Origin of the sequence: Arthrobacter sp. HY1533 (assembly GCF_027568515.1) — a bacterium.
Taxonomy (GTDB): Bacteria; Actinomycetota; Actinomycetes; order Actinomycetales; family Micrococcaceae; genus Specibacter.
The window spans coordinates 24,525-43,963 of record NZ_JANKZF010000013.1 but is presented as its reverse complement, the minus strand read 5'-3'; the positions used below and the strand labels follow the sequence as shown (position 1 = coordinate 43,963).

Sequence of the window (19,439 nt, the reverse complement as noted above, 5' to 3'; positions counted from 1 at the left end):
CCCCGTCACAGCTGCCCGCCCAGCTTGAAGCCCCGGTTCTCGCCGGACCCGCCGCCGCCGGACCCATCCGCGGGCGGCCGTGTATACGAGAAGCCGTCGGCGCCCACCGTGACGTCCTGCTCGGAGCTGCCTGCGGCCCTGCGCAGGGGCTGGAGGTTTCCGTCCAGGTCCAGGACCCGGGAGGCGTTGGTGTACCAGGACGGGACTACGGGGTTGCCCCACCAGTCGCGGCGCTGGTTGTCGTGGACGTCCCAGCTGACCACGGGGTTGTCGGGGTCGCCCGTGTAGTAGTCCTGCGTGTAGATCTCCACGCGGTGCCCGTCCGGGTCAAGGATGTACAGGTAGAACGCGTTGGACACCCCGTGCCTGCCAGGGCCGCGCTCAATCCGGTCGGAGATGCGCAGGGCGCCCATCTTGTCGCAGATTTGCAGGACATTGTGTTTCTCGTGCACGGCGAAGGCGAGGTGGTGCATGCGCGGCCCGTCGCCGCCGGTCAGTGCTGTGTCGTGGACTGTCTGCTTGCGGTGCATCCAGACCGCATAGGTGGTTCCGGCGTCGTCCCGGATGTCCTCGGAGACACGGAAACCCAGCCCCTGAAGGTACTTTTGGCCGGCCTCAACGTCGGGGGTGACCTGGTTGAAGTGGTCCAGCCGGACCAGTTCACCGGCGCTGTAGAGATCGTAGCGCTGGGTCAGCCGCTCCACGTGGGTGGTCTCGTAAAAGAACTCGTAGGGAAACCCCAGCGGATCCTCCACCCTGACGGCGTCGCCAATGCCCTTGGTGAAGCCGTCATTCCGCCGCTCCGTGCGGCAGCCCAGCTCCCTGTAGTAGGCCTCGGCCAAGTCGACGTCGGCCGCGGTCCGCACCCGGAAGGCTGCCACGGCGGTTGCTGCCACGGGCCCCTGCCGCAGCACCAGGTTGTGGTGGATGAACTCCTCCAGCGTGCGCAGGTGGATGGTGTCCGCATCCTCGCAGGTGACATGCAGGCCCAGCAGGTCCACATAGAACGCTCGGGAGGCGGCCAGGTCCGTCACCACGAGTTCCATGTAGGCGCAGCGCACAATGTCCGGGGCGGGGGTGGGGATGGTGCCGGTCATTTGGCTGCCCCGAATTTGGGTGTGTCCACGTGGCCCAGCGTGATGTGGACTGCCTGTTGCTCCGTGTAGAAGTCGAGGGAACGGAAGCCGCCCTCGTGGCCCAGCCCCGAGGCCTTGACCCCGCCAAAAGGCGTCCGCAGGTCCCGCACATTGTGGCTGTTCAGCCACACCATGCCGGCCTCCAGTCCCTGCGCGAAGGTGTGGGCGCGGGTAAGGTCGTTCGTCCACACATAGGCGGCCAGGCCGTACTTGACGCCATTCGCCAAGGCCAGCGCCCCGGCGTCGTCCGCAAACGGGGTGATGGCAACCACGGGGCCGAAGATCTCCTCCTGGAAAATCCGCGCGTTGGGCCGCACATCGGCAAACACCGTGGGGGAAACATAGTTGCCCGTCTCCAGTCCGGCGGGGCGGCCACCGCCGGCCAACAGCCGGCCCTCTGATTTGCCGATGGCCACGTACTTCATGACCTTGGCGTAGTGCTCGGGGTGGACCAGGGCGCCCACCTCGGTGCGCGGATCGTGGGGGTCGCCCACCACAATGTTCCGGGCCCGGGCCGCGAACTTCTCGCAGAACTCGCCGTAGATGCTGCGCTCCACGAGGATGCGCGAGCCGGCCGTGCAGCGCTCGCCGTTGAGCGAGAACACGCCGAACAGGGCCGAATCGACCGCGGCGTCCAGGTCAGCGTCGGCGAAGACCACGCACGGGCTCTTGCCGCCCAGCTCCATGGACAGCCCCTTCAGGTTCGGGGCCGCATTGGCAAAGATGGTCTGCCCCGTGGTGGTCTCGCCCGTGAAGGAAATCAGCGGCACGCCCGGGTGCTTCACCAGGGCGTCCCCGGCCTCCTCGCCCAGGCCGTTGACCAGGTTGAAGACGCCGCGCGGCAGGCCGGCCTCCTCGAAGATGCCGGCCCACAGGGAAGCCGACAGGGGCGTGAACTCGGCCGGCTTGAGCACCACTGTGCAGCCGGCGGCGAGCGCGGGCGCCAGTTTCCAGGACTCCAGCATGAACGGCGTGTTCCACGGGGTGATGAGCCCGGCCACGCCCACGGGTTTGCGGTTGACGTAGTTGATCTGCGCGCCGGGGACCTTCATGGCGTCGTCGAACTGCGCCACCACCAGGTCCGCGAAGAAGCGGAAGTTCTCCGCCGCGCGCCGCGCCTGCCCGCGGGCCTGGGTGATGGGCAGGCCGGTGTCGAAGGTTTCCAGCTCGGCCAGCCGGTCTTCGCGGCCCTCGACGGCGTCGGCAATACGGTTCAGCACGCGGGCGCGCTCGCGGGCCTTCATTTCCGGCCATGGCCCTTCCCGGAACGCGCGGGTGGCTGCTTCCACGGCGCGGTCAATGTCCGCTTTTTGCCCTGCCGCGGCCGTTGCGTAGTTGCTGTTGGACACCGGGTCCAGCACATTGAAGCGCTCCCCGCCTGCCGAGTCCACCCAGGCGCCGTCAATATAGTGCTGCAGCTGCGTGGGGAGACTGTCAGGGATGAAATGGCCGGTCATGGCTGGGCCTTCCTGTTCGGATGTGTTGCCGCCCAGTCGCGGAACCGGGCCCGCCACTGCGCGTCCAGGGGGAACAGGCCCTCCACGCCGTGGCCATCTGCCACCATGGCGGCGATGAATTCCTCCTCGTGTTCGGCGGCGATGGCGGCGTCCGCCACTTCCTCCGCGTACGACGGCGGGATGACCAGCACGCCGTCGTCGTCGCCGACAATGATGTCGCCGGGCTGGACGGTGGCGCCGCCGCAGGAGATGGTCAGGTCCGTGTCCCACGGTATGTGCTTGCGGCCCAGGACGGCGGGGTGGGCCCCGGCATGGAAGACGGGCATGTCCAGTGCGGCCACGGCGGCAATGTCCCGCACGCCGCCGTCGGTCACGATGGCCGCGGCGCCCCTGACCTGGGCGCGCAGGGCCAGAACGTCGCCCACGGTTCCGGCGCCCGTTTCGCCGCGGGCCTCCATGACCAGCACGTCGCCGTCGTTGAGGGTGTTGATGATGCGTTTCTGGGCGTTGTAGCCGCCGCCGTGCTGGGCGAAGAGGTCTTCGCGGTTGGGCACGAAGCGCAGTGTGCGGGCGGTGCCCACGATCCGCAGGCCCGGCCGGGTGGAAGCCAGGCCGTCGATGCTCACGTGGTCCAGGCCGCGCTTGCGCAGCTGGGCGCTGAGGGTGGCGGTGCCAACGGATTCCAGCTTGAGGCGCAGCGTTTCAGCAAGGGCGGGAGGCGCGCCCTTGGCCTGTGCGGGCGGGGCGGAGGATGCAGTGGGGAGCCCGGCGGCCTCCGCCGAGCCCCAGGCCAATTCGCGCTCGGCATCGGTGGCCCGGGGGACACTGCCGTACGGGGCCATGGGTGTCTGGCCCTGGACCACAGTGGTGCGCAGCCTGCCGGTGGAAAGCCCCATGACGGGGACGTCCACCTCCACCTCCACCACGTCCCCCGGCAGGGCAACGGAGGACCCTGCCGGGGTTCCCGTGAGGATGATGTCGCCGGGTTCCAGCGTCATGAGCTGGGACAGGTCGGCCACAATCTGGCTGAAGGGAAACAGCAGCCCTGCGCTGCTGTCCTCCTGGACGGGGCTGCCGTTGAGCCAGGTCCGGACGCGAAGCCCGGTCGGGTCAATGCCCGCGGCGGGGATGAGCCCGGGGCCAAGCGGGGTGTAGCCATCGCCGGACTTGGAGCGGACGTTGGAGCCCTTGTCCGCATACCGGAGGTCGTGGACGCCCAAGTCGTTGGCCGCCGTGACGAAGCCAATGTGCGCCCAAGCATCGGCGGGGCTGACGTGGCGGGCTGCGGTTCCCACCACGAGGGCTATCTCCCCTTCAAAGGCCAGCAGTTCACAGCCGGCCGGGCGTTCCACCTGCGCCCCGTCCAGGCTCAGCGAGGAGCTGGCCTTGAGGAAATAGGACGGCTCTTGCGGGGTGAGGCCACGTTGTTCGGCGCGCGAGCGGTAGGCCACATGGACGGCAATGACCTTGCCAGCCTGCCTGAGCGTGCCTGCTGAGACCTGTTCCAAGAATCACTCCGATGTGTTTCTCGCATGTTGCGCCGCGGCCGGTGCCGGCCGCGGCGGGGAAGCAGGTCCCCCGCCCCAAGGGGCCGGGGGACCACATGCTCTAGCTTCCGCCGCCACCGCCGCCGCGTCAACCATGCCCGGCCGGGCGCGGGAGGTCTTCTATGCCAGGGTTGCCATGGCTGCGCCGAGCCGGCGGATGCCTTCGCGCAAGGATTCCTCGCTCTCGAAGGAGAAGGCGACACGGAACTGGTTTTCACCGGCTGCATGGGCGAAGAAGGCGCTGCCGGGGACAAAAACCACTCCGGAGTCGATGGCCGGCTGGAGCAGGGCCTCGGTGGAGATGCCTTCGGGCAGGGTGATCCAGGTGAAAAAGCCGCCGGTGGGCCGGGTCCAGGTGGTGCCGGCGGGCATGTATTCCGCCAGGGCGTCAAGGGTGGCCTGGCAGCGGCTCGCGTAGGTGCGGCAGGCGTCGCGCACGTGCTGGCGCCAGTCGAACCCGGAGATGTAGCTCTCCACCAGCATCTGGCTCAGCACCGACGGGCAAATGGTGGTGGCCTCCGCCGCCAGCTGGAGGCGCTTGCGGACCTCTGCAGGGGCCAGGACCCAGCCCACCCGCAGCCCGGGGGAGAAGATCTTGGAGAAGGAGCCCAGGTAGATCACGTTCTCGGGGTCCAGGGTGTGCAGGGCTGCCTTGTAGCTGCCATCGAAGCTGAGCAGCCCGTACGGGTTGTCCTCCACAATGGCGATGCCCTCGGCGCGGGCAATGTCCACAATCTCCTGCCGGCGCCCCACCGCAAGGCTGGTGCCGGCCGGGTTGTTGAAGTTGGGGATGGTGTACAGGAACTTGATGGTCTTGCCTGCGGCCTTGAGCGAGGCAATGGCGGCCCGCAGCTGTCCCGGCACGAGACCTTCCTCATCCATGGGGACCTGGACCACCTCGGCCTGGAGCCCCTCGAAGGTGCCCAGGGCGCCCACATAGCTGGGCCCCTCGGCCAGGATCACGTCGCCGGGGTTGCAGAACAACTTGGTGATGAGCTCGAGCCCCATCTGCGAGCCGGAGGTGATTTGCACGTTTTCGGGATCAGCCTCGATGCCCTCCAATGCCATGACCTCACAGACCAGGGCCTGGAGTTCCGGGGTGCCGGCGCCGGAACCGTATTGCAGCGCCTCGAGCCCGCGTTCGGAAATCAGGCTGTGCGCCATGTCTGCAATCCGCTCCAGCGGCAGCCCGGCAAGGTCCGGGTTTCCGCCGGCCAGCGAGATCATGTTTGGCTGCATGGACACCTCGAACACCTCGCGCACGGGGGAGGGGTGGTAGCCCTCGGCCCGGTCGGCAAAGCGGAGGGTGTGCAGGGAGATGCTGGCGGTCTCTGTCATGGCGTCCTTTGTGGAGAGAAAGTGTGGGGCGGCGGTGTGCACAGCTAGAGGGCCGGTTCCTTGAGTTCAAGGTCCCGGCGGACAAAGCTCTGTTCATCGATGCCAAATTCGTGGGCGGCGAAGCGCCGCAGGGTGTCAATCATCTTGGCCGGGCTGCTGTCGTAGATGCCGTTCAGGGCCTGGATGGCCAGCCCGTCAATGACCGCAAGCAGCAAGGTGGCGAGAACCTCCGGTTCATGGAAGGGCTTGATCAGGCCCTCCTGGACGGCCTCGTCCAGGGTTTCCTCGAAGATCCGCCGCCATGCAAGCAGAGTGTTGGCCACATGCACGCGGATGTTCGGGTCCTTGTGGGCCGCCGAGTAGACCTCGATCCAAAACCCCCAGGCCTGTTCAAAGGTGGCCTCGCCCTCCACGGCAAATGTCAGCAGGTCGTGCAGCCGTTCAAGGGCCCCCGTCCCGGCCGAATGGATGGTTTGCCATTCCCTGACGGACGCCGTTGTCCTGTATTCAACGGAGGCCAGCACCAGGCGCTCGCGGGTGCGGAAATGGTGCTGGATCATGCCCACGCTGAACCCTGTCGAGTCGGAGACGGCCCCGAAGGTGCAGCCCTCGACCCCTGATCCGGCGATGATGTCCGCCGCGTGGGCGGCAATGGTTTCACGCCGCTCGGCGATGGCCTCGTCGGTGACGGCATGTGTTCGCTTGCGTTGACCCGGATTCATGGTTCTCCCTTGACGTTGCGCGAATGGATGCCCGCGCACGGATGGTTTCAGCCTAGCTGTGCAGCGCCGGGGCGGATCTGCGCCCCGGACTGTGTTCCGGCAAGCCGCGGCAATGCCGGCTGCCAACGGGGCTCTTTGTTGCGGACAAGCCTTGACAGTGTCCCCCGTCACACAAATAATAAGTTACACATATTATTTACACAACCCTACATTCTGCCAATGGAGACATGATGAAGAAGAACCCCCTCCTGACCAAGACCGCATTGCTCCTGTCGTCAGCCCTGCTGGTTTCTGCGCTGGCCGGGTGCACCAACTCAGAGGCGCCGGAGCCGGTCAGCGACGCATCGGGGGGAGCCGCCGTGGCGCTGGGGGCCGGAGGGCAGGACGCGGCCAAGGCCGTGAAGGCCGACCCCGCTGTCCAGGCGCTGTTGCCGGAGGGCATCAAGGCCGCCGGGAGCATGAAGCTCGTGACCGATCCGACCTATGCGCCCATTGACTTCACCGACAACAGCGGCAACATCATTGGCCTCGAGCCGGACATGGCCCTGGCCGTGGCCAACAAGATGGGCATCAAGATTGAAATCACCAAGGGAGACTTCAACGGCATCCTCGCAGGCCTGGAGTCCAAGCGCTACGACGCCTCCTGGGCTGCCTTCTCCATCACCCCGGAACGCACGGCCGCAGTGGACATGGCCAGTTACATGAAGGGCGGCACCTCCGTCATCGTCAAGAAGGGCACCGAAGGCGACTTCCACGAGATCCTTGACCTGTGCGGCAAGACAGTCACCGCACAGACCGGCACCACCCAGGCACTGACAGTCATGCCAAACTTTGAAAAAGCCTGCACCGATGCGGGCAAGAAGGCCATCACCCCGCTGCTGCTGCCGCAGCAGGACAGCGCCAACCAGGCCATTGCCTCCGGCCGGGCGCAGGCCATGCTGGCCGACAACGCGCTGACGGCCTACTACTCACAGATCCAGCCCGACGCCTTTGCCCAGGTTGACTCCATCCTGGTGGACCCGTCCCTGGTGGGCGTCGCCATGGCCAAGGGCGACGGCAAGCTGGTCAAGGCCTTCTCCGCAGCCATCCAGTCCCTCATGGAAGACGGCACCTACGGCAAGATCATGGGCGCCTGGAACCTTGCCCCCTCGTCAATCGAGAAGTCGGAAATCAACCCCACGGTGGTGGGCTAATTGGCTGAATCAACGCTGGAGGTGCCCGTGGAGCGTTCCCACGATTTCCTGTCCCTGACCACCAAACCGATCCTCAAGCGGCGCCGCCCGGGCCAGCTTGCCGCCGTCGTCGTGGTCCTTTTCGCCATGGTCTACGGAGTGTGGACGCTGTTCACCAACCCCGGCTTTGGCTGGCCAACCGTGGGCAAGTACCTCTTCGACAAGCGCATCCTGGGCGGCCTGCTGGTCACCCTGGAGCTGACAGTCATCGCCATGGTGATCGGCTTTGTGGTGGGGCTGGTGGTGGCCGTCATGCGCATGTCGGACAACTGGCTGCTGCGTGCAGTGTCCGGCGCCTACATTTGGTTCTTCCGTGGCACGCCCCTGCTGGTCCAGCTCCTGTTCTGGGGATTCGCGGCAGTCCTGTTCCCCAAGATCGGGCTGGGGATTCCGTGGGGCCCCACCTTCATTGAATGGAACACCAACGACGTCATCTCGCTGTTTGCCGCCGCAATCCTCGGGCTGGGCCTCAATGAAGGCGCCTACATGGCGGAGATTGTCCGGGCCGGACTGCTCAGCGTTCCGGCAGGGCAGTCGGAAGCATCCCGGGCCATGGGCTTCAGCCGCCTCAACACCCTGCGCCACGTGGTGATCCCCCAGGCCATGAAGGTCATCATTCCGCCTGTGGGCAATGAGGTCATCTCCATGCTCAAGACAACGTCGCTGGTCATTGTGATCGGTGTGGGCGACCTGCTCTACAACACCCAGCAGATCTACGCCCAGAACCTCAAGCAGATCCCGCTGCTGATTGTTGCCAGCCTCTGGTACATCCTGCTGACCACCATCCTGACCATGGGGCAGTCCCGTCTGGAAAAGAAATACTCCAAGGGCAACGCCCTCCTGCTTGGAAAGGCCCAAAGATAATGTCAACCGTGCAGTTTCTCAACGTCCACAAGAGCTTCGGGCCGGTGGAGGTCCTCAAGGGCATCAACCTCACGGTGCAGGAGCAGCAGGTGGTCTGCCTCATTGGCCCCTCCGGATCCGGAAAGTCCACCCTGCTGCGCTGCGTCAACCACCTGGAAATGACGACGTCGGGCGCCATCACCGTGGGCGGGCGCATGATCGGCTACGACGTCCACGGGGACCGGCTCCGGGAGGCGTCGGCGCAAGAGATCGACAGGCGCCGCTCCAAGATCGGCATGGTCTTCCAGTCCTTCAACCTCTTTGGCCACATGACCGCCAAGGAGAACGTGATGTTTGGCCCCGTCAAGCTGTTGAAAATGGGGAAGAAGGAAGCCCAGCGGCACGCCGAGGAACTCTTGGCAAAGGTGGGGCTGGCCGACCGCATGGACAACTACCCGTCCCAGCTCTCGGGCGGCCAGCAGCAACGCGTGGCCATAGCCCGGGCACTGTCCATGAACCCGGACGTCATGCTCTTTGACGAACCCACCTCGGCACTGGACCCGGAACTGGTGGGCGAGGTCCTGGACGTCATGAAGCAGCTGGCCCGCGACGGCATGACCATGATTGTGGTGACCCACGAGATGGGCTTTGCCCGGGAGATGGGTGACGTGGTGGTGTTCATGGACAACGGCGTGATCGTGGAACAGGGCGACCCCCGGGAGGTGCTGGGAAACCCGCAGCACGAACGGACCAAGTCCTTCCTGGCTAAGGTCCTGTGAAGGCCCGGGTTGAGCAGGGGCTGCGGGAGAACTTTGCCGCCGTGACGGCCTTCAGCCACAAGCTGTACCGGAATCCCGAGCTTGGGTTTGCGGAGTTCCAGGCGGTCAAGTGGCTGGCCGAGGAGCTCGGAAGCATCCCCGGGGCGCGCGTGCAGGCAGGGCTCGGGGCGCTGCCCACGGCCCTCAAGGCAGAGGCCGGATCGGGTCCGCTGGTCCTGACCATCTGCGCCGAATACGATGCCCTGCCCGGCCTGGGCCACGCCTGCGGCCACAACGTGATTGCCGCCGCCGCGCTGGGCGCCTTTGCCGCCCTGGCCCCCGTGGCGGACGAGCTGGGCATGACAATGCGCCTGCTCGGCACCCCGGCCGAGGAAAACGGCGGCGGCAAGGTCCTGATGCTGGAACAGGGGGACTTTGCCGGCACCCACGCCGCCATGATGATCCACCCCGGCGACGTGGACGAGGTGGAAATGCTTCCCTACGCCTGTGCCGGCTACAAGGTGTCCTACCTTGGCCGTGGCGCCCACGCCTCCGCCGCACCCTGGGAGGGGATCAACGCACTGGATGCTGTGACGGTCGCCATGACCGCGATCGGCCTGGCCCGGCAGCAGCTTGAGCCGGGCCAGCAAATCCACGGATATGTTGCTTCGGCCGGGACCGCGCCCAATGTCATCCCGGACCGTGCCACGGGGGAGTGGATGGTCCGTGCCCACGATGTTGATTCCCTGGCCAGGGCCACAGCGGTCCTGAAACGGTGCATGGAGGCGGGCGCGCTGGCAACAGGCGCCACCCTGGAGATGGTCCAGGACGGCCCCGTCTATGCCGAATTGCGCACAGACCTTGCCATGGCCGGGCTGTTCGCCGCCAATTCGGCGCGCCTGGGCCGGCCGCTCACGCCCGCCGGGCGCCGCGGGGGCTCCACCGACATGGCCAATGTGTCCCACGAATACCCCACCATCCACCCCATGATCAGCCTGGGCGAGGGCTGCCCCGGCATCCACGACAGCGCCTTTGCCGACGCTGCAGCATCGGCACTGGGGGACCAGGTGGTGTGGGACGGCGCCCTCGCCATGGCCTGGACGTGCGTGGACCTGGCCACCGACCCCGCACAGCGCAGCCGGCTGCTGGCAGGCCAGGCCTAGCTGCACAAAGGCGTGGGCCCGGGCCGTGGAAATCACGGCCCGGGTCCACGCCTTTTCTGTGTGGCGGGCGGAAATCAGCCAGCCACGTACAGCAGCTGCTTGTTGACGAACTCCTCCATGCCCAGCGGGCCCAGCTCCCGGCCGTAGCCCGAGCGCTTCACACCGCCGAACGGCATGTCCGCGCCTTCCCCGGCGGCGGCATTCACTGCCACCATGCCGGAGTTGATCTGCTGGGCCACGGCCAGTGCGCGGTCCGCATCGGGTGCGAACACGGCGCCACCCAGCCCGTAGTCGGAGTTGTTGGCCAGCTCCACTGCCTCGGCGTCGCTGGAGACCTTGTAGACAACCACCACGGGGCCAAATAGCTCCTCGCTGAAGGCGCGCATGCCCGGCGTGACGCCGCTGAGCACTGTGGGTGCCAGGTAGGCGCCGGCCTGCCCGGCCCTCGCCCCTCCGGCGTGCAGGATTGCGCCCTTGTCCACGGCGTCGTTGATTTGCGCCAACAGGCCCTCAACGGCAGTCTCGGATGACAACGGAACGTACGTTCCGGCGTCGTCCCCCGTGGGGTTGCCCGGGGCCAGTGCGGCGGCCTGGCCGGCCAGCTCGGCCACGAACTCGTCGTGGATGTTGTCCATGACGATCATTCGCTTGTTGGAGTTGCACGCCTGCCCGGCGTTCTCCATGCGCGTGGCAAAGGCTGCCTGCGCGGAGGCCTTCACATCGTCGCTGGCCAGCACAATGTAGGGGTCCGAGCCGCCCAGTTCCAGGACCACCTTTTTCAGGTTGCGCCCGGCAATCTGGGCCACGGCGGCACCGGCCCGTTCGGAGCCGGTGAGGGAAACACCCTGGATGCGGGGATCGGCAATGATGGTCTCGATCTGGGCGTGGGAGGCAAAGAGGTTGATGTAGGCGCCGCGCGGCAGGCCGGCGTCGAGCATGAGCTGCTCCATGGCCAGGGCCGAACGGGGGCAGTTCTCGGCATGCTTGAGGATGATGGTGTTGCCCAGCACCAGGTTTGGGGCGGCAAAGCGGGCCACCTGGTAGTAGGGGAAGTTCCACGGCATGATGCCCAGCAGCGGGCCCACGGGGCGCTTTTGGATGACGGCGCGGGCTCCGTTGATGGCCTTGATGGGCTGGTCCGCGGCCAGGCCCGGGCCTTCCTGGGCGTAGTAGTTGAAGATCTCGGCCGATAACTCGGCCTCGCCCACCGATTCGGACAGGCGCTTGCCCATCTCCTCGGTGATGATGGCGGCCAGCTGGTCCTTGCGTTCCTCGAACAGTTCGGCAATGCGGCCAACGACGGCGGCACGCTCACCAATGGGGGTGGCACGCCAGAGCTGGTAGGCGGATTCGGCGGCCGCGAGGGCCTCCTGCACCTGGTCATCGGTGGCGGTGGGGAATTCTTCCACGACGGCCCCGGTGGCCGGGTTGACCACCCGGTAGCGCAGGGCGGCGGGGCTGTTTTGTGTTGGCGTCTGGGACACGGAAGGGCCTTTTCTTTCAGTCATCAACATCCGGCGCGGTGCCGGCTAACAAGGTGTGGATACGGCACAGGGCCGGACCGGCTTGGTGGCCGGTCCGGCCCTGCGCTCATGGTGCGCCAGTCTACTGCCCGGCGGCCTTGGGATACCAGACCCGCCCGGCGCCGGGGGCGGCCGAGTAGTCGGGCCAGGCGAACTCCACCGGCGGCATGAAATCGGCCGGCAGCAGCGCCGGGCTCGGGTCCTCCGCGGTGCGTTGGGAGAATTCGGCCTTGGCCGCATCCACCAGCTCGGGGCGGGTCAGCAGGTCCACGAACGTGCCGGCAATGGTCTTGCCAGCCACATCGATCGTGGGGTCAATCGTGGCAGGGATGCCGCCGAGGGCGTTCATGACCCAGCCCGGGTAGGCGCCCTGGCCCGGAGCCGGCTTGAGCGCAGGCCGGGACACGTAGAAGCGGACGGTGGGCGCGTAGTGGGTCATTTCCACGTAGTCGTCGCTGGTCCAGTTCTTCTGCCACGGGGCCAGGTGCTCGCGCAGTGCGGCCTCGGCATCCTGCGGGCTGATGAGGGCCTCGCACTCGTCCAGGAACGGCTTGTCCATGGGCTCCATGCCCAGGGTCTGCTGGATTTTCTGGGCCGCGGCAATGGCCTCGGAGCCGTACTGCGGGGCGCCCACCTGCTCCAGGTTGTTGTACAGGGCCTGCGCCAGCACATGGTTGGTGCGGCCGGGGCGGTTGCGGGCAACCCACGTGGTCTCCAGCCGGCAATGGGCCAGGGCCGCCGCATGCTCGGCGTTGCGGTCCAGGACGGCCAGCACGTGCTCGGCCATTTCCAGGGTGGGGCAGCGCCAGGAGTACTGGATCTGCGCTATCCGGGCCGGCAGGTTGTCGGCCGTGGCCTGTCCCTGCGTGAAGATGGCGTCGGACAGGGACCAGCCGCCAAAGCTGGGCAGCATGGCATCCTGCATGACGCGCGTGGACGTGTACATGCTCATCAGGGCAACGTTGGCGCCCGGGGCGCGCGCCGCAGAGTGCGAGGCCGGGATGGGCGAGTTCGGGTTGGCGGACAGCTGCCACGTCTCCGGCTCGTCGCACACAAACGTGAAGACCTTGCTGTAATAGCTGCCGCACTGGGTGTCCCAGCGGGCCGTGTTGCACAGTGGCAGCATGTAGAACGGGTGGAAGCTGACAATCGCGTCCACGCCGTCGTAGTATCCGCGCAGGCCGTGGACCACCTTGGAGCCCTGGACCTTCTCGGCCGGCTCGCCCGTGTACTTCAGCGTGCCGGCGATGCCGTGGACCTCCATGGCGTGCTTCGTGCCGAGCAGGCCGGCGAGCGTTGAGATGCCCAGCGCCGAATGCGGGTCCGTGTGCCCGGGTGCGTAGGGGCTCAGGCCCTCGCGGGGTTCAGGGTCCGTTCCGGCGGACTGGCAGTTGCCGGGCACGGCGTCGTATTCGGCATACGTCAACAGCACGGGGCCGCCGTCGCCGTGGGACCACTCGGCGCTAAACGCCGTGGGCATGCCGGCGCTGCCGGCCTCCACCGTGAAGCCCTCGGCGCGCAGCAGCTCAACGTACCACTGGGCCGACTTGTACTCGCGCCAGGCCGGCTCGGCCAGCTCCCAGATGTGCTTGTGCCAGACGGACAGCCTGTCCATGTTGGCATCAATCCACGCCTGCGCGGTGCCCTTGGCCGCCTGGCTGATCTCCGTGCCGGCGGTGCTTGACTGTGTGGGGGTGAGTGTCATTGCTGCGTCCTAGTTTGAGGCTGCCGGGGCGGCGTACGAGAAGAGTTCCACGGGCACATGCAGCACGTGCAGGCCGCGTCCCTCCACGGCGCTGCGCAATGCCGGGGCAAAGTCCGCGGCGTCCGTGATGGCGTGTCCCGTGCCGCCAAAGGCGGTGGCCAGGGCTGCCCAGTTGGGCTGGACCAGGTCCACGCCCACGGCCGGGATGCCGCGGTCGGCCTCGTTGGAGCGGATTTCGGCGTAGCCGCCGTTGTCCACGCACACCACCACCAAGTCCAGGCGCTGCTCCACGGCCGTGATCATTTCCTGCACGGCGAACATGAGGGCGCCGTCGCCCAGGATGCACACCACGGGGCGTTCCGGCGAGGCAACCTTGGCGCCGATCGAGGCCGGCAGTCCGTAGCCCAGCGTGGCGTAGGCCGGTGTGTAGAGGAAGGAGTGCGGAGATTCCTGCGGGATGAACGACGCCGTGCCCAGATAGGTGATCTGCGAGGAGTCCCCGCCCACAATGGTGTTGGCGGGCATCACGGAGGCGGCCAGCTCGGCGATGCGGCTCAGCTCGGGGGAGAGCGCCCGGGCCTGGGCGCGCAAGGCTGTTTTCAACTCTGAAAGGTCGACGGCGGCACGCGCCTGGCTGCCGATCGCGCCCAGGAGCTGGCGCAGCACGGCGCCGGAATCGCCTGTCAGGGCAATGTGGGAGTCGATGTTCTTGTTGGCCTGCGAGGCCAGGATGTCGACCCGGATCACCTTGCCCCGCGGGGCCAGCTTGCCGCCCCACATTTCAGATTCGCCCACCTTGGAGCCGACCACCAGAAGCACGTCGGCGCCGTCGCACAGTTCCTGGGCGGCGGGCAGGCGGATGTCCGAGCCCAGGGACAGCGGGTGGGTTTCGGGCAGGGCACCCTTGCCGTTGAGCGTGGTGACCACGGGGGACTGCAGCAGTTCGGCCAGCTCGGCCAGGGTGCGCCCGGCCGGGATGGAACCGCCGCCGGCCAGGATTACGGGACGCACTGCCGCGGCCAGCAATGCTGCGGCCTCGGCGACGGATGCGGTGTCGGCTTCCTGGGCGGCCCGGCGCGGCTTGGCCTCGAGCAGTTCAGCGGGGGCGTCGGACAGGCTCTCGAGGATGTTCAGCGGCACCTCGATGTGCACGGGGCGGGGACGGCCGTAGCGGAAGATTTCGAAGGCGTCGTGGATGGCCTGCACGGCCTCGCTGGCCGAGTGGACGCGGCGGCTCCATTCCACGATGGCACCGGCGGCAGCCGTGGAATCCTTGGTCTCGTGCAGGGATCCGATGTCGGCGAACTCCTCGCCCTCCGGGACGCCGGGGGAGAGGATGACCAGCGGCCGGGACTCGCAGTACGCGGTGCCCGCGGCCGAGAGGGCGTTCAAGAGCCCGGGGCCGGAGGTGGTGATGACCACGCCGGGCAGGCCGGTCTGCTGGGCCCAGCCGTCGGCGCCGTAACCGGCGCCCTGCTCGTGCCGGGTGGTGACGGGGTGGATGCCCAGGGGTGCCAGGTGGCGGTAGAACTCCAGGTTGTGCGTGCCGGGGATGCCGAAGATGGTGTCCACGCCGTAGTTGCGCAGCGTCTTCAGGATGGCGTAGCCGGCGTTGTTGGTGACGGGCACCGGTGCCGCGGTGCTTTCAGCGGCGGGGGCTGTGGCTTGTGTTTGCATGGGTGCGGTCCTAGGAGTTCACGGAGTAGAGGGAGGGGAGGGTGGCGGCCAGGGCGGGTTCGTCCAGTTCTGCGGTGAACTGGCAGCTGCCCCCAATCCAGGTCTGCAGCACGCCGATGGCTGCAATGGACTCGGCGGCGGTGGCCAGCGGGTCCTGCGCCAGCACGGCGAAGTCGGCCTTCTTGCCCACGGACAGCGAGCCGAGGTCATCCTCGCGGCCCAGTGCAGAAGCCGCGTTGATGGTGTGTGCGGCCAGGGCGTCGGCGGCCGTGATGCAGAGGTTGTCCGGGCCCAGCTTGTGGCCGTTGCGGGTCACGCGGGTCACGGCGGCCTGGATGGCCTCGAGCGGGCGCGGTTCGGCCACGGGTGCGTCGGAGCTGATGGCCATGGTGACGCCGGCGTCAATGAACTCGCCCAGCGGGTTGAAGCGTTCGCCGGGGGTGCCGATGGCCTGCTGCACGCCCTCGCCCCAGTTGTAGTAGTGCTGGGGCTGGTTGACGGGGCGGATGCCGGAGGCAGCCATGCGCGTGATCTGCTCCCTGGTGGGCAGCCCGCAGTGCTCGATCCGGTGCCGGGCGTCGGCGTCGGGGCGTTCGGCCAGGGCCGACTCGATGGCGTCGATGACCATCTCAATCGCGGTGGGCGACTGTGCGTGGGTGGCCGTCTGCAGCCCGGCACCGTGCGCCTTGCTGATGAGCTCCTTGTATGCGGCGGGCTCGTGGTAGAGCTGGCCCGTGCGGCATGGGTCGCCCACGTAGCCGTCGGGGAAGTAGGCGGTCCAGCCGCCCAGGGTGCCGTCGGCGTACAGCTTGATGCCGGCGAAGCTCAGGTGTGCGTTGCCGAACTGGCCGTGCAGGCCCATGTCCAGGGCGTCGTCGAGCAGGTGGGAGAGCAGGTACATGCTGACGCGGACCTTGAGCTGGTTTTCCGCGGCCAGGCGCAGGTACATGTCGAACTCGCGGCGGGAAACCTGGGCGTCGCCGATGCTCGTGACGCCGCCGGCAAGGAAGCTCTCCTGGGCCACGCCGAGCTGGCGCAGGTGCTCCGCGGGCTCGTCGCCGAGGTGGAAGTTGGGGCCGTGGTGGCCGATCTTGACCCCGTCAACGCCCGTGAGGATGTTGCAGGCGGCGTCGGAGAGCTCGCCGGTGAGCTCCCCATGGCCGTCACGGAAGAACTCGCCGCCGTCGGGGTTGGGGGTGGCGGCCGTGATGTTGTTGATGGCCAGCGTGTGGGAGTTGACCACGCCGCCGTGCCCGGAGGCGTTCATGAGGTACACCTCGCGGTCAAGGGCCACGGCGTCCAGCTCAAAGCGGGTGGGGTGGCGTTCCTCGGCCAGGTTGCGGTGCTCGTAGCCGTAGCCACGCACGGGCAGGCCGTTCGGGATGGCCTTGGCGGCTTCCTGGAGCAGGGCAACAATTTCCGGAATGGTGGAGGCCTTGTCCGGGCCGCAGTCCACCCAGCTCATCATCTGCCCGTACATGAGCGGATGTGCGTGGGCGTCGATGAAGCCGGGCACAATGGTGGCGCCGGGGAAGTCGCGGAAGTCAGGGTATTCGCTTCCGTGGGCCGCGGCTGCCTCGCGGCAGTGCGCCAGGGTGCCGACGGCGGCAATCTCCGGGCCGATCATCAGGAATGCCTCGGCGGTGGGCTTTGCCGGGTCCATGGTGTGGATGCGCTCGGCGGTGACAATCACTGCACGGTGCCCAAACGGGCGGCTTTCAAAGGCGTTGAGTTTACGCATGGTCTTCTCTCCCGGCGGTCGGGGTTGCGGATGGGGTGTGGGGGAGCTCGGCGACGGGGGAGTCGGGGCGTCCACCGGCCAGCCAGGCGGCCACGTTCTGGGCCTGCTGGCGCACGTACTCGCCCTCCGTGAAACCGGAGTAGTAGGCCACGTGCGGGGTAATGAGGATGCGGGGGCTGCCCAGCAAGGGGTGTCCGGCCGTTGGCGGCTCAGCATCCAGGACGTCCAGGCCCGCCCCGGCGAGGTGGCCGGCGTCGACCGCGTTGCGCAGGGCCTGCGAATCAACCAGGGCGCCGCGGCTGACGTTGAGCAGGAAGGAGCCCGCCGGCATGCCGGCCAGGAATCCGGCGTGGACCATGCCGGCCGTTTCCTCGGTGAGCGGCATGTGCAGCGAGAGCACGTTGGAGGTGGCCTGCACCTCCTCGAGCGTGGTTCGGCGGATGCCTGCCGAGGCCAGCCGCTCCCGGATCTCCGGGGTGTCCGGCAGCACGGGGTCGTAGCCCACGATCTCGCCAAAAATGGTCTTGGCCATGTCGGCGAAGCGGGTGCCGATGCGGCCCAGGCCCAGGATGCCCAGCCGGGCCTGGCTCAGGCGCGGCGGAACCAGGGTGTCCCGGGCGTTCCAGTCCCCGGTCTGCACGGCATTGCTGTAGAACGGCAAGTTCCGCACCACGGCGAGCGCCAGGGCCAGGGCGTGGCTGGCCACTTCCTCGGTGGCGGCACCGGGGATGTTGGTGACCCAGATGCCGCGCTCGCGGGCTGCATCAACGTCAATGTTGTTGAAGCCCATGGACAGCAGCGCAATGATCCGCAGCGCCGGCATGGCATCCATCATCTCGGCGGTGACGGTTGCGTAGCCCACCAGCAGGGCCGTGGCGTCGTGCGCGGCGGCCGTGATCGTGGCCGGGTCCGTGCTGTTGAGGTAGTCGACGGCGAAGCCGGCGTCGGTGAGGACGCGCACCCCGTGGCGGAAGTCGACGTCGTCCATGTCCGTGTAGACGGCCCGGAGAACCTGGGCCGGGGTGGTGGCGGGGCTCTCGAGGAGTGCGCGGTCAGTGGACATGGCTGAGGAACTTCCTGGTGCGTTCGTGCTGCGGGTTTTCAAAGAACTGCTCGGGTTCGGCCTGCTCCACGATGACGCCGCCGTCGAACAGGGTGACCTCGTCTGCCACGCGGCGGGCAAAGCGGACCTCATGGGTCACCACGATCATGGTCATGCCGGACTCGGCCAGGTTCTCCATGACCTCCAGGACCTCGCCCACCAGCTCGGGGTCAAGGGCGGAGGTGGGCTCGTCGAAGAGCATGACGGAGGGGTTCATGACCAGGGCGCGGGCAATCGCGACGCGCTGCTGCTGCCCGCCGGAAAGTTCGGACGGGAAGTGCTCGGCGCGGTTGTCCAGGCCCACCTTGGCCAGCATGTCGCGGGCCTGCGTGCGGGCTTCGTGGTGCGAGACGCCCTTGACGCTGGTCAGGCCCAGCATGACGTTGCGGACGGCGCTCAGGTGCGGGAACAAGTTGAAGCGCTGGAAAACCATGCCCACCTCCTGCCGCTGCACGGCCAGCGCACGTTCGGGCAGGTGCAGGGAGCGGCCCTTGTGCTCCTTGCTGCCGATCCGGGATCCCTTGAGCAGGATCTGGCCGGAATCGGCCGGTTCCAGCAGGGCCATGAGGCGCAGCATGGTGGACTTGCCGGAACCCGAGGGGCCCAGGACGGCCTTGACTTGGCCCTTTTCAATGTCGAATTCGACGCCCTTGAGCACGGGGTTGCCGTTGTAGCTCTTGTGGAGGTCCCTCACCTGGAGGATGGGTTGCTTGGTCATGGAACGCTCCTGCGGCGTTTGGGTGAGTGTGCTCATGAGATGCCCACCTTGGTCTCGATGCTGGCGTCGGGCGTGGTTGTGGTCTTTGCCTTGGAGGTCCAGGCGAACTTCTTCTCCACCATGTTTTGGATGAGGGAGAGGATGGAGACGATCACCAGGTAGTACACGATGGCCGCTGCATAGTATTCGGCGTAGCGGAACGTGATGTTCACGCCCACCTGGGCCGTGGTGAGCAGCTCACGCAGCGAGATCACGGAGGCCAGCGAGGAGTACTTGACCAGGCCGATGAACTCGTTGCCGGTGGGCGGAAGGGCGATCCTGATGGCCTGCGGCAGCACCACCTTGAACATGACCTTGGCGGGGGACATGCCCAGCGCGCGGCCGGCCAGGGCCTGCCCCTCGTCAACGCTCAGCAGGGCGGAGCGGATGATCTCGGACATGAAGGCCGCTTCCACCAGGCCCAGGCCCACGGATGCTGCAATGAATGGCGAGAACCAGTCGGCCCGCAGCGCCGGGAACATCTGCGGCAGGGCGTTCCACATGATCAGCAGCACCAGCAGTGCCGGGATGGCGCGGAAGAACCACACGTAGAAGTGGGCAGGCGCCCGCAGGTACGGCTGCTTGGCCGTGCGGCCGATGGCCATGAAGAAGCCGATGACGGTGGCCAGGATGAGCGAGACGATGGCGACGGCCACCGACAGGCCTGCGCCCTTGATGTAGTCGGCGCTGACCAGCTGCGCGAAGAAGATATTGGGATCAAAAAGCATTATCTATGCC

The 19,439-nt window shown here is 67.3% G+C and carries 16 protein-coding genes; 4 read left to right on the top strand and 12 right to left on the bottom strand.

Features of this window, described 5'->3' with window-relative positions:
* Window positions 1-5: 5 nt before the first annotated feature.
* The 5 genes from hpaD to PCK14_RS11135 all read right to left on the bottom strand — a co-directional run bounded on the left by hpaD (window position 6) and on the right by PCK14_RS11135 (window position 6,200).
* Window positions 6-1,097, bottom strand: coding sequence for a 3,4-dihydroxyphenylacetate 2,3-dioxygenase (hpaD, locus tag PCK14_RS11155; protein WP_269938565.1), 1,092 nt, complete (start codon window positions 1,095-1,097; stop codon window positions 6-8).
* The gene (hpaE, locus tag PCK14_RS11150) at window positions 1,094-2,593 is read right to left on the bottom strand and encodes a 5-carboxymethyl-2-hydroxymuconate semialdehyde dehydrogenase (RefSeq protein ID WP_269938564.1); all 1,500 of its coding nucleotides are present in this window, start codon (window positions 2,591-2,593) and stop codon (window positions 1,094-1,096) included. The genes hpaD and hpaE overlap by 4 nt, the downstream gene beginning before the upstream one ends.
* The gene (locus tag PCK14_RS11145; protein WP_269938563.1) at window positions 2,590-4,101 is read right to left on the bottom strand and encodes a fumarylacetoacetate hydrolase family protein; all 1,512 of its coding nucleotides are present in this window, start codon (window positions 4,099-4,101) and stop codon (window positions 2,590-2,592) included. The genes hpaE and PCK14_RS11145 overlap by 4 nt, the downstream gene beginning before the upstream one ends.
* A gap of 159 nt (window positions 4,102-4,260) precedes the next feature.
* Complete coding sequence (locus tag PCK14_RS11140; protein WP_269938562.1) at window positions 4,261-5,478, bottom strand: aminotransferase-like domain-containing protein; 1,218 nt, start codon at window positions 5,476-5,478, stop codon at window positions 4,261-4,263.
* 44 nt (window positions 5,479-5,522) lie between these two features.
* The gene (locus PCK14_RS11135; RefSeq protein WP_269938561.1) at window positions 5,523-6,200 is read right to left on the bottom strand and encodes a TetR/AcrR family transcriptional regulator; all 678 of its coding nucleotides are present in this window, start codon (window positions 6,198-6,200) and stop codon (window positions 5,523-5,525) included.
* Window positions 6,201-6,427: 227 nt separating this feature from the next.
* Between PCK14_RS11135 and PCK14_RS11130 the strand changes: the two genes are divergently transcribed.
* The 4 genes from PCK14_RS11130 to PCK14_RS11115 are packed head-to-tail and all read left to right on the top strand — an operon-like array spanning window position 6,428 to window position 10,196.
* On the top strand, window positions 6,428-7,393 hold the full coding sequence (locus PCK14_RS11130; protein WP_269938560.1) for an ABC transporter substrate-binding protein: 966 nt from the start codon (window positions 6,428-6,430) through the stop codon (window positions 7,391-7,393).
* Window positions 7,394-8,296 carry an amino acid ABC transporter permease gene (locus PCK14_RS11125; RefSeq protein WP_269938559.1) on the top strand — a complete coding sequence of 301 codons (903 nt, stop codon included), beginning with the start codon at window positions 7,394-7,396 and terminating at the stop codon, window positions 8,294-8,296.
* Window positions 8,296-9,054 carry an amino acid ABC transporter ATP-binding protein gene (locus PCK14_RS11120; protein ID WP_269938558.1) on the top strand — a complete coding sequence of 253 codons (759 nt, stop codon included), beginning with the start codon at window positions 8,296-8,298 and terminating at the stop codon, window positions 9,052-9,054. Before PCK14_RS11125 ends, PCK14_RS11120 begins: the two co-directional genes overlap by 1 nt.
* Window positions 9,051-10,196 (top strand): amidohydrolase, encoded by a 1,146-nt coding sequence (locus tag PCK14_RS11115; protein ID WP_269938557.1) that lies wholly within the window; start codon window positions 9,051-9,053, stop codon window positions 10,194-10,196. The genes PCK14_RS11120 and PCK14_RS11115 overlap by 4 nt, the downstream gene beginning before the upstream one ends.
* Before the next feature lie 74 nt (window positions 10,197-10,270).
* Here the strand turns inward: PCK14_RS11115 and PCK14_RS11110 are convergent, their stop codons facing one another.
* From PCK14_RS11110 to PCK14_RS11080, 7 genes are all read right to left on the bottom strand, one after another.
* Complete coding sequence (locus tag PCK14_RS11110) at window positions 10,271-11,704, bottom strand: NAD-dependent succinate-semialdehyde dehydrogenase (RefSeq protein ID WP_442864702.1); 1,434 nt, start codon at window positions 11,702-11,704, stop codon at window positions 10,271-10,273.
* 97 nt (window positions 11,705-11,801) lie between these two features.
* Window positions 11,802-13,424 carry an amidohydrolase gene (locus tag PCK14_RS11105; RefSeq protein WP_269938555.1) on the bottom strand — a complete coding sequence of 541 codons (1,623 nt, stop codon included), beginning with the start codon at window positions 13,422-13,424 and terminating at the stop codon, window positions 11,802-11,804.
* A gap of 9 nt (window positions 13,425-13,433) precedes the next feature.
* Window positions 13,434-15,101, bottom strand: coding sequence for a thiamine pyrophosphate-binding protein (locus PCK14_RS11100; RefSeq protein ID WP_269938554.1), 1,668 nt, complete (start codon window positions 15,099-15,101; stop codon window positions 13,434-13,436).
* Between the two features lie 10 nt (window positions 15,102-15,111).
* Complete coding sequence (locus tag PCK14_RS11095; RefSeq protein WP_269938553.1) at window positions 15,112-16,842, bottom strand: amidohydrolase; 1,731 nt, start codon at window positions 16,840-16,842, stop codon at window positions 15,112-15,114.
* Window positions 16,835-17,905: a C-terminal binding protein gene (locus PCK14_RS11090; RefSeq protein WP_269938552.1), complete on the bottom strand. Its 1,071-nt coding sequence runs from the start codon at window positions 17,903-17,905 to the stop codon at window positions 16,835-16,837. Before PCK14_RS11090 ends, PCK14_RS11095 begins: the two co-directional genes overlap by 8 nt.
* Window positions 17,895-18,698, bottom strand: coding sequence for an amino acid ABC transporter ATP-binding protein (locus tag PCK14_RS11085; RefSeq protein WP_269938551.1), 804 nt, complete (start codon window positions 18,696-18,698; stop codon window positions 17,895-17,897). Before PCK14_RS11085 ends, PCK14_RS11090 begins: the two co-directional genes overlap by 11 nt.
* Complete coding sequence (locus PCK14_RS11080; RefSeq protein WP_269938550.1) at window positions 18,695-19,429, bottom strand: amino acid ABC transporter permease; 735 nt, start codon at window positions 19,427-19,429, stop codon at window positions 18,695-18,697. The genes PCK14_RS11085 and PCK14_RS11080 overlap by 4 nt, the downstream gene beginning before the upstream one ends.
* Window positions 19,430-19,439 lie beyond the last annotated feature (10 nt).

What these genes read in the sequence shown, in the direction of transcription:
- hpaD (WP_269938565.1), bottom strand. Translation starts at nt 1,097, where the DNA reads ATGACCGGCACCATCCCCACCCCCGCCCCGGACATTGTGCGCTGCGCC.
- hpaE (WP_269938564.1), bottom strand. Translation starts at nt 2,593, where the DNA reads ATGACCGGCCATTTCATCCCTGACAGTCTCCCCACGCAGCTGCAGCAC.
- PCK14_RS11140 (WP_269938562.1), bottom strand. Translation starts at nt 5,478, where the DNA reads ATGACAGAGACCGCCAGCATCTCCCTGCACACCCTCCGCTTTGCCGAC.
- PCK14_RS11135 (WP_269938561.1), bottom strand. Translation starts at nt 6,200, where the DNA reads ATGAATCCGGGTCAACGCAAGCGAACACATGCCGTCACCGACGAGGCC.
- PCK14_RS11130 (WP_269938560.1), top strand. Translation starts at nt 6,428, where the DNA reads ATGATGAAGAAGAACCCCCTCCTGACCAAGACCGCATTGCTCCTGTCG.
- PCK14_RS11120 (WP_269938558.1), top strand. Translation starts at nt 8,296, where the DNA reads ATGTCAACCGTGCAGTTTCTCAACGTCCACAAGAGCTTCGGGCCGGTG.
- PCK14_RS11110 (WP_442864702.1), bottom strand. Translation starts at nt 11,704, where the DNA reads ATGACTGAAAGAAAAGGCCCTTCCGTGTCCCAGACGCCAACACAAAAC.
- PCK14_RS11105 (WP_269938555.1), bottom strand. Translation starts at nt 13,424, where the DNA reads ATGACACTCACCCCCACACAGTCAAGCACCGCCGGCACGGAGATCAGC.
- PCK14_RS11100 (WP_269938554.1), bottom strand. Translation starts at nt 15,101, where the DNA reads ATGCAAACACAAGCCACAGCCCCCGCCGCTGAAAGCACCGCGGCACCG.
- PCK14_RS11095 (WP_269938553.1), bottom strand. Translation starts at nt 16,842, where the DNA reads ATGCGTAAACTCAACGCCTTTGAAAGCCGCCCGTTTGGGCACCGTGCA.
- PCK14_RS11090 (WP_269938552.1), bottom strand. Translation starts at nt 17,905, where the DNA reads ATGTCCACTGACCGCGCACTCCTCGAGAGCCCCGCCACCACCCCGGCC.
- PCK14_RS11085 (WP_269938551.1), bottom strand. Translation starts at nt 18,698, where the DNA reads ATGAGCACACTCACCCAAACGCCGCAGGAGCGTTCCATGACCAAGCAA.
- PCK14_RS11080 (WP_269938550.1), bottom strand. Translation starts at nt 19,429, where the DNA reads ATGCTTTTTGATCCCAATATCTTCTTCGCGCAGCTGGTCAGCGCCGAC.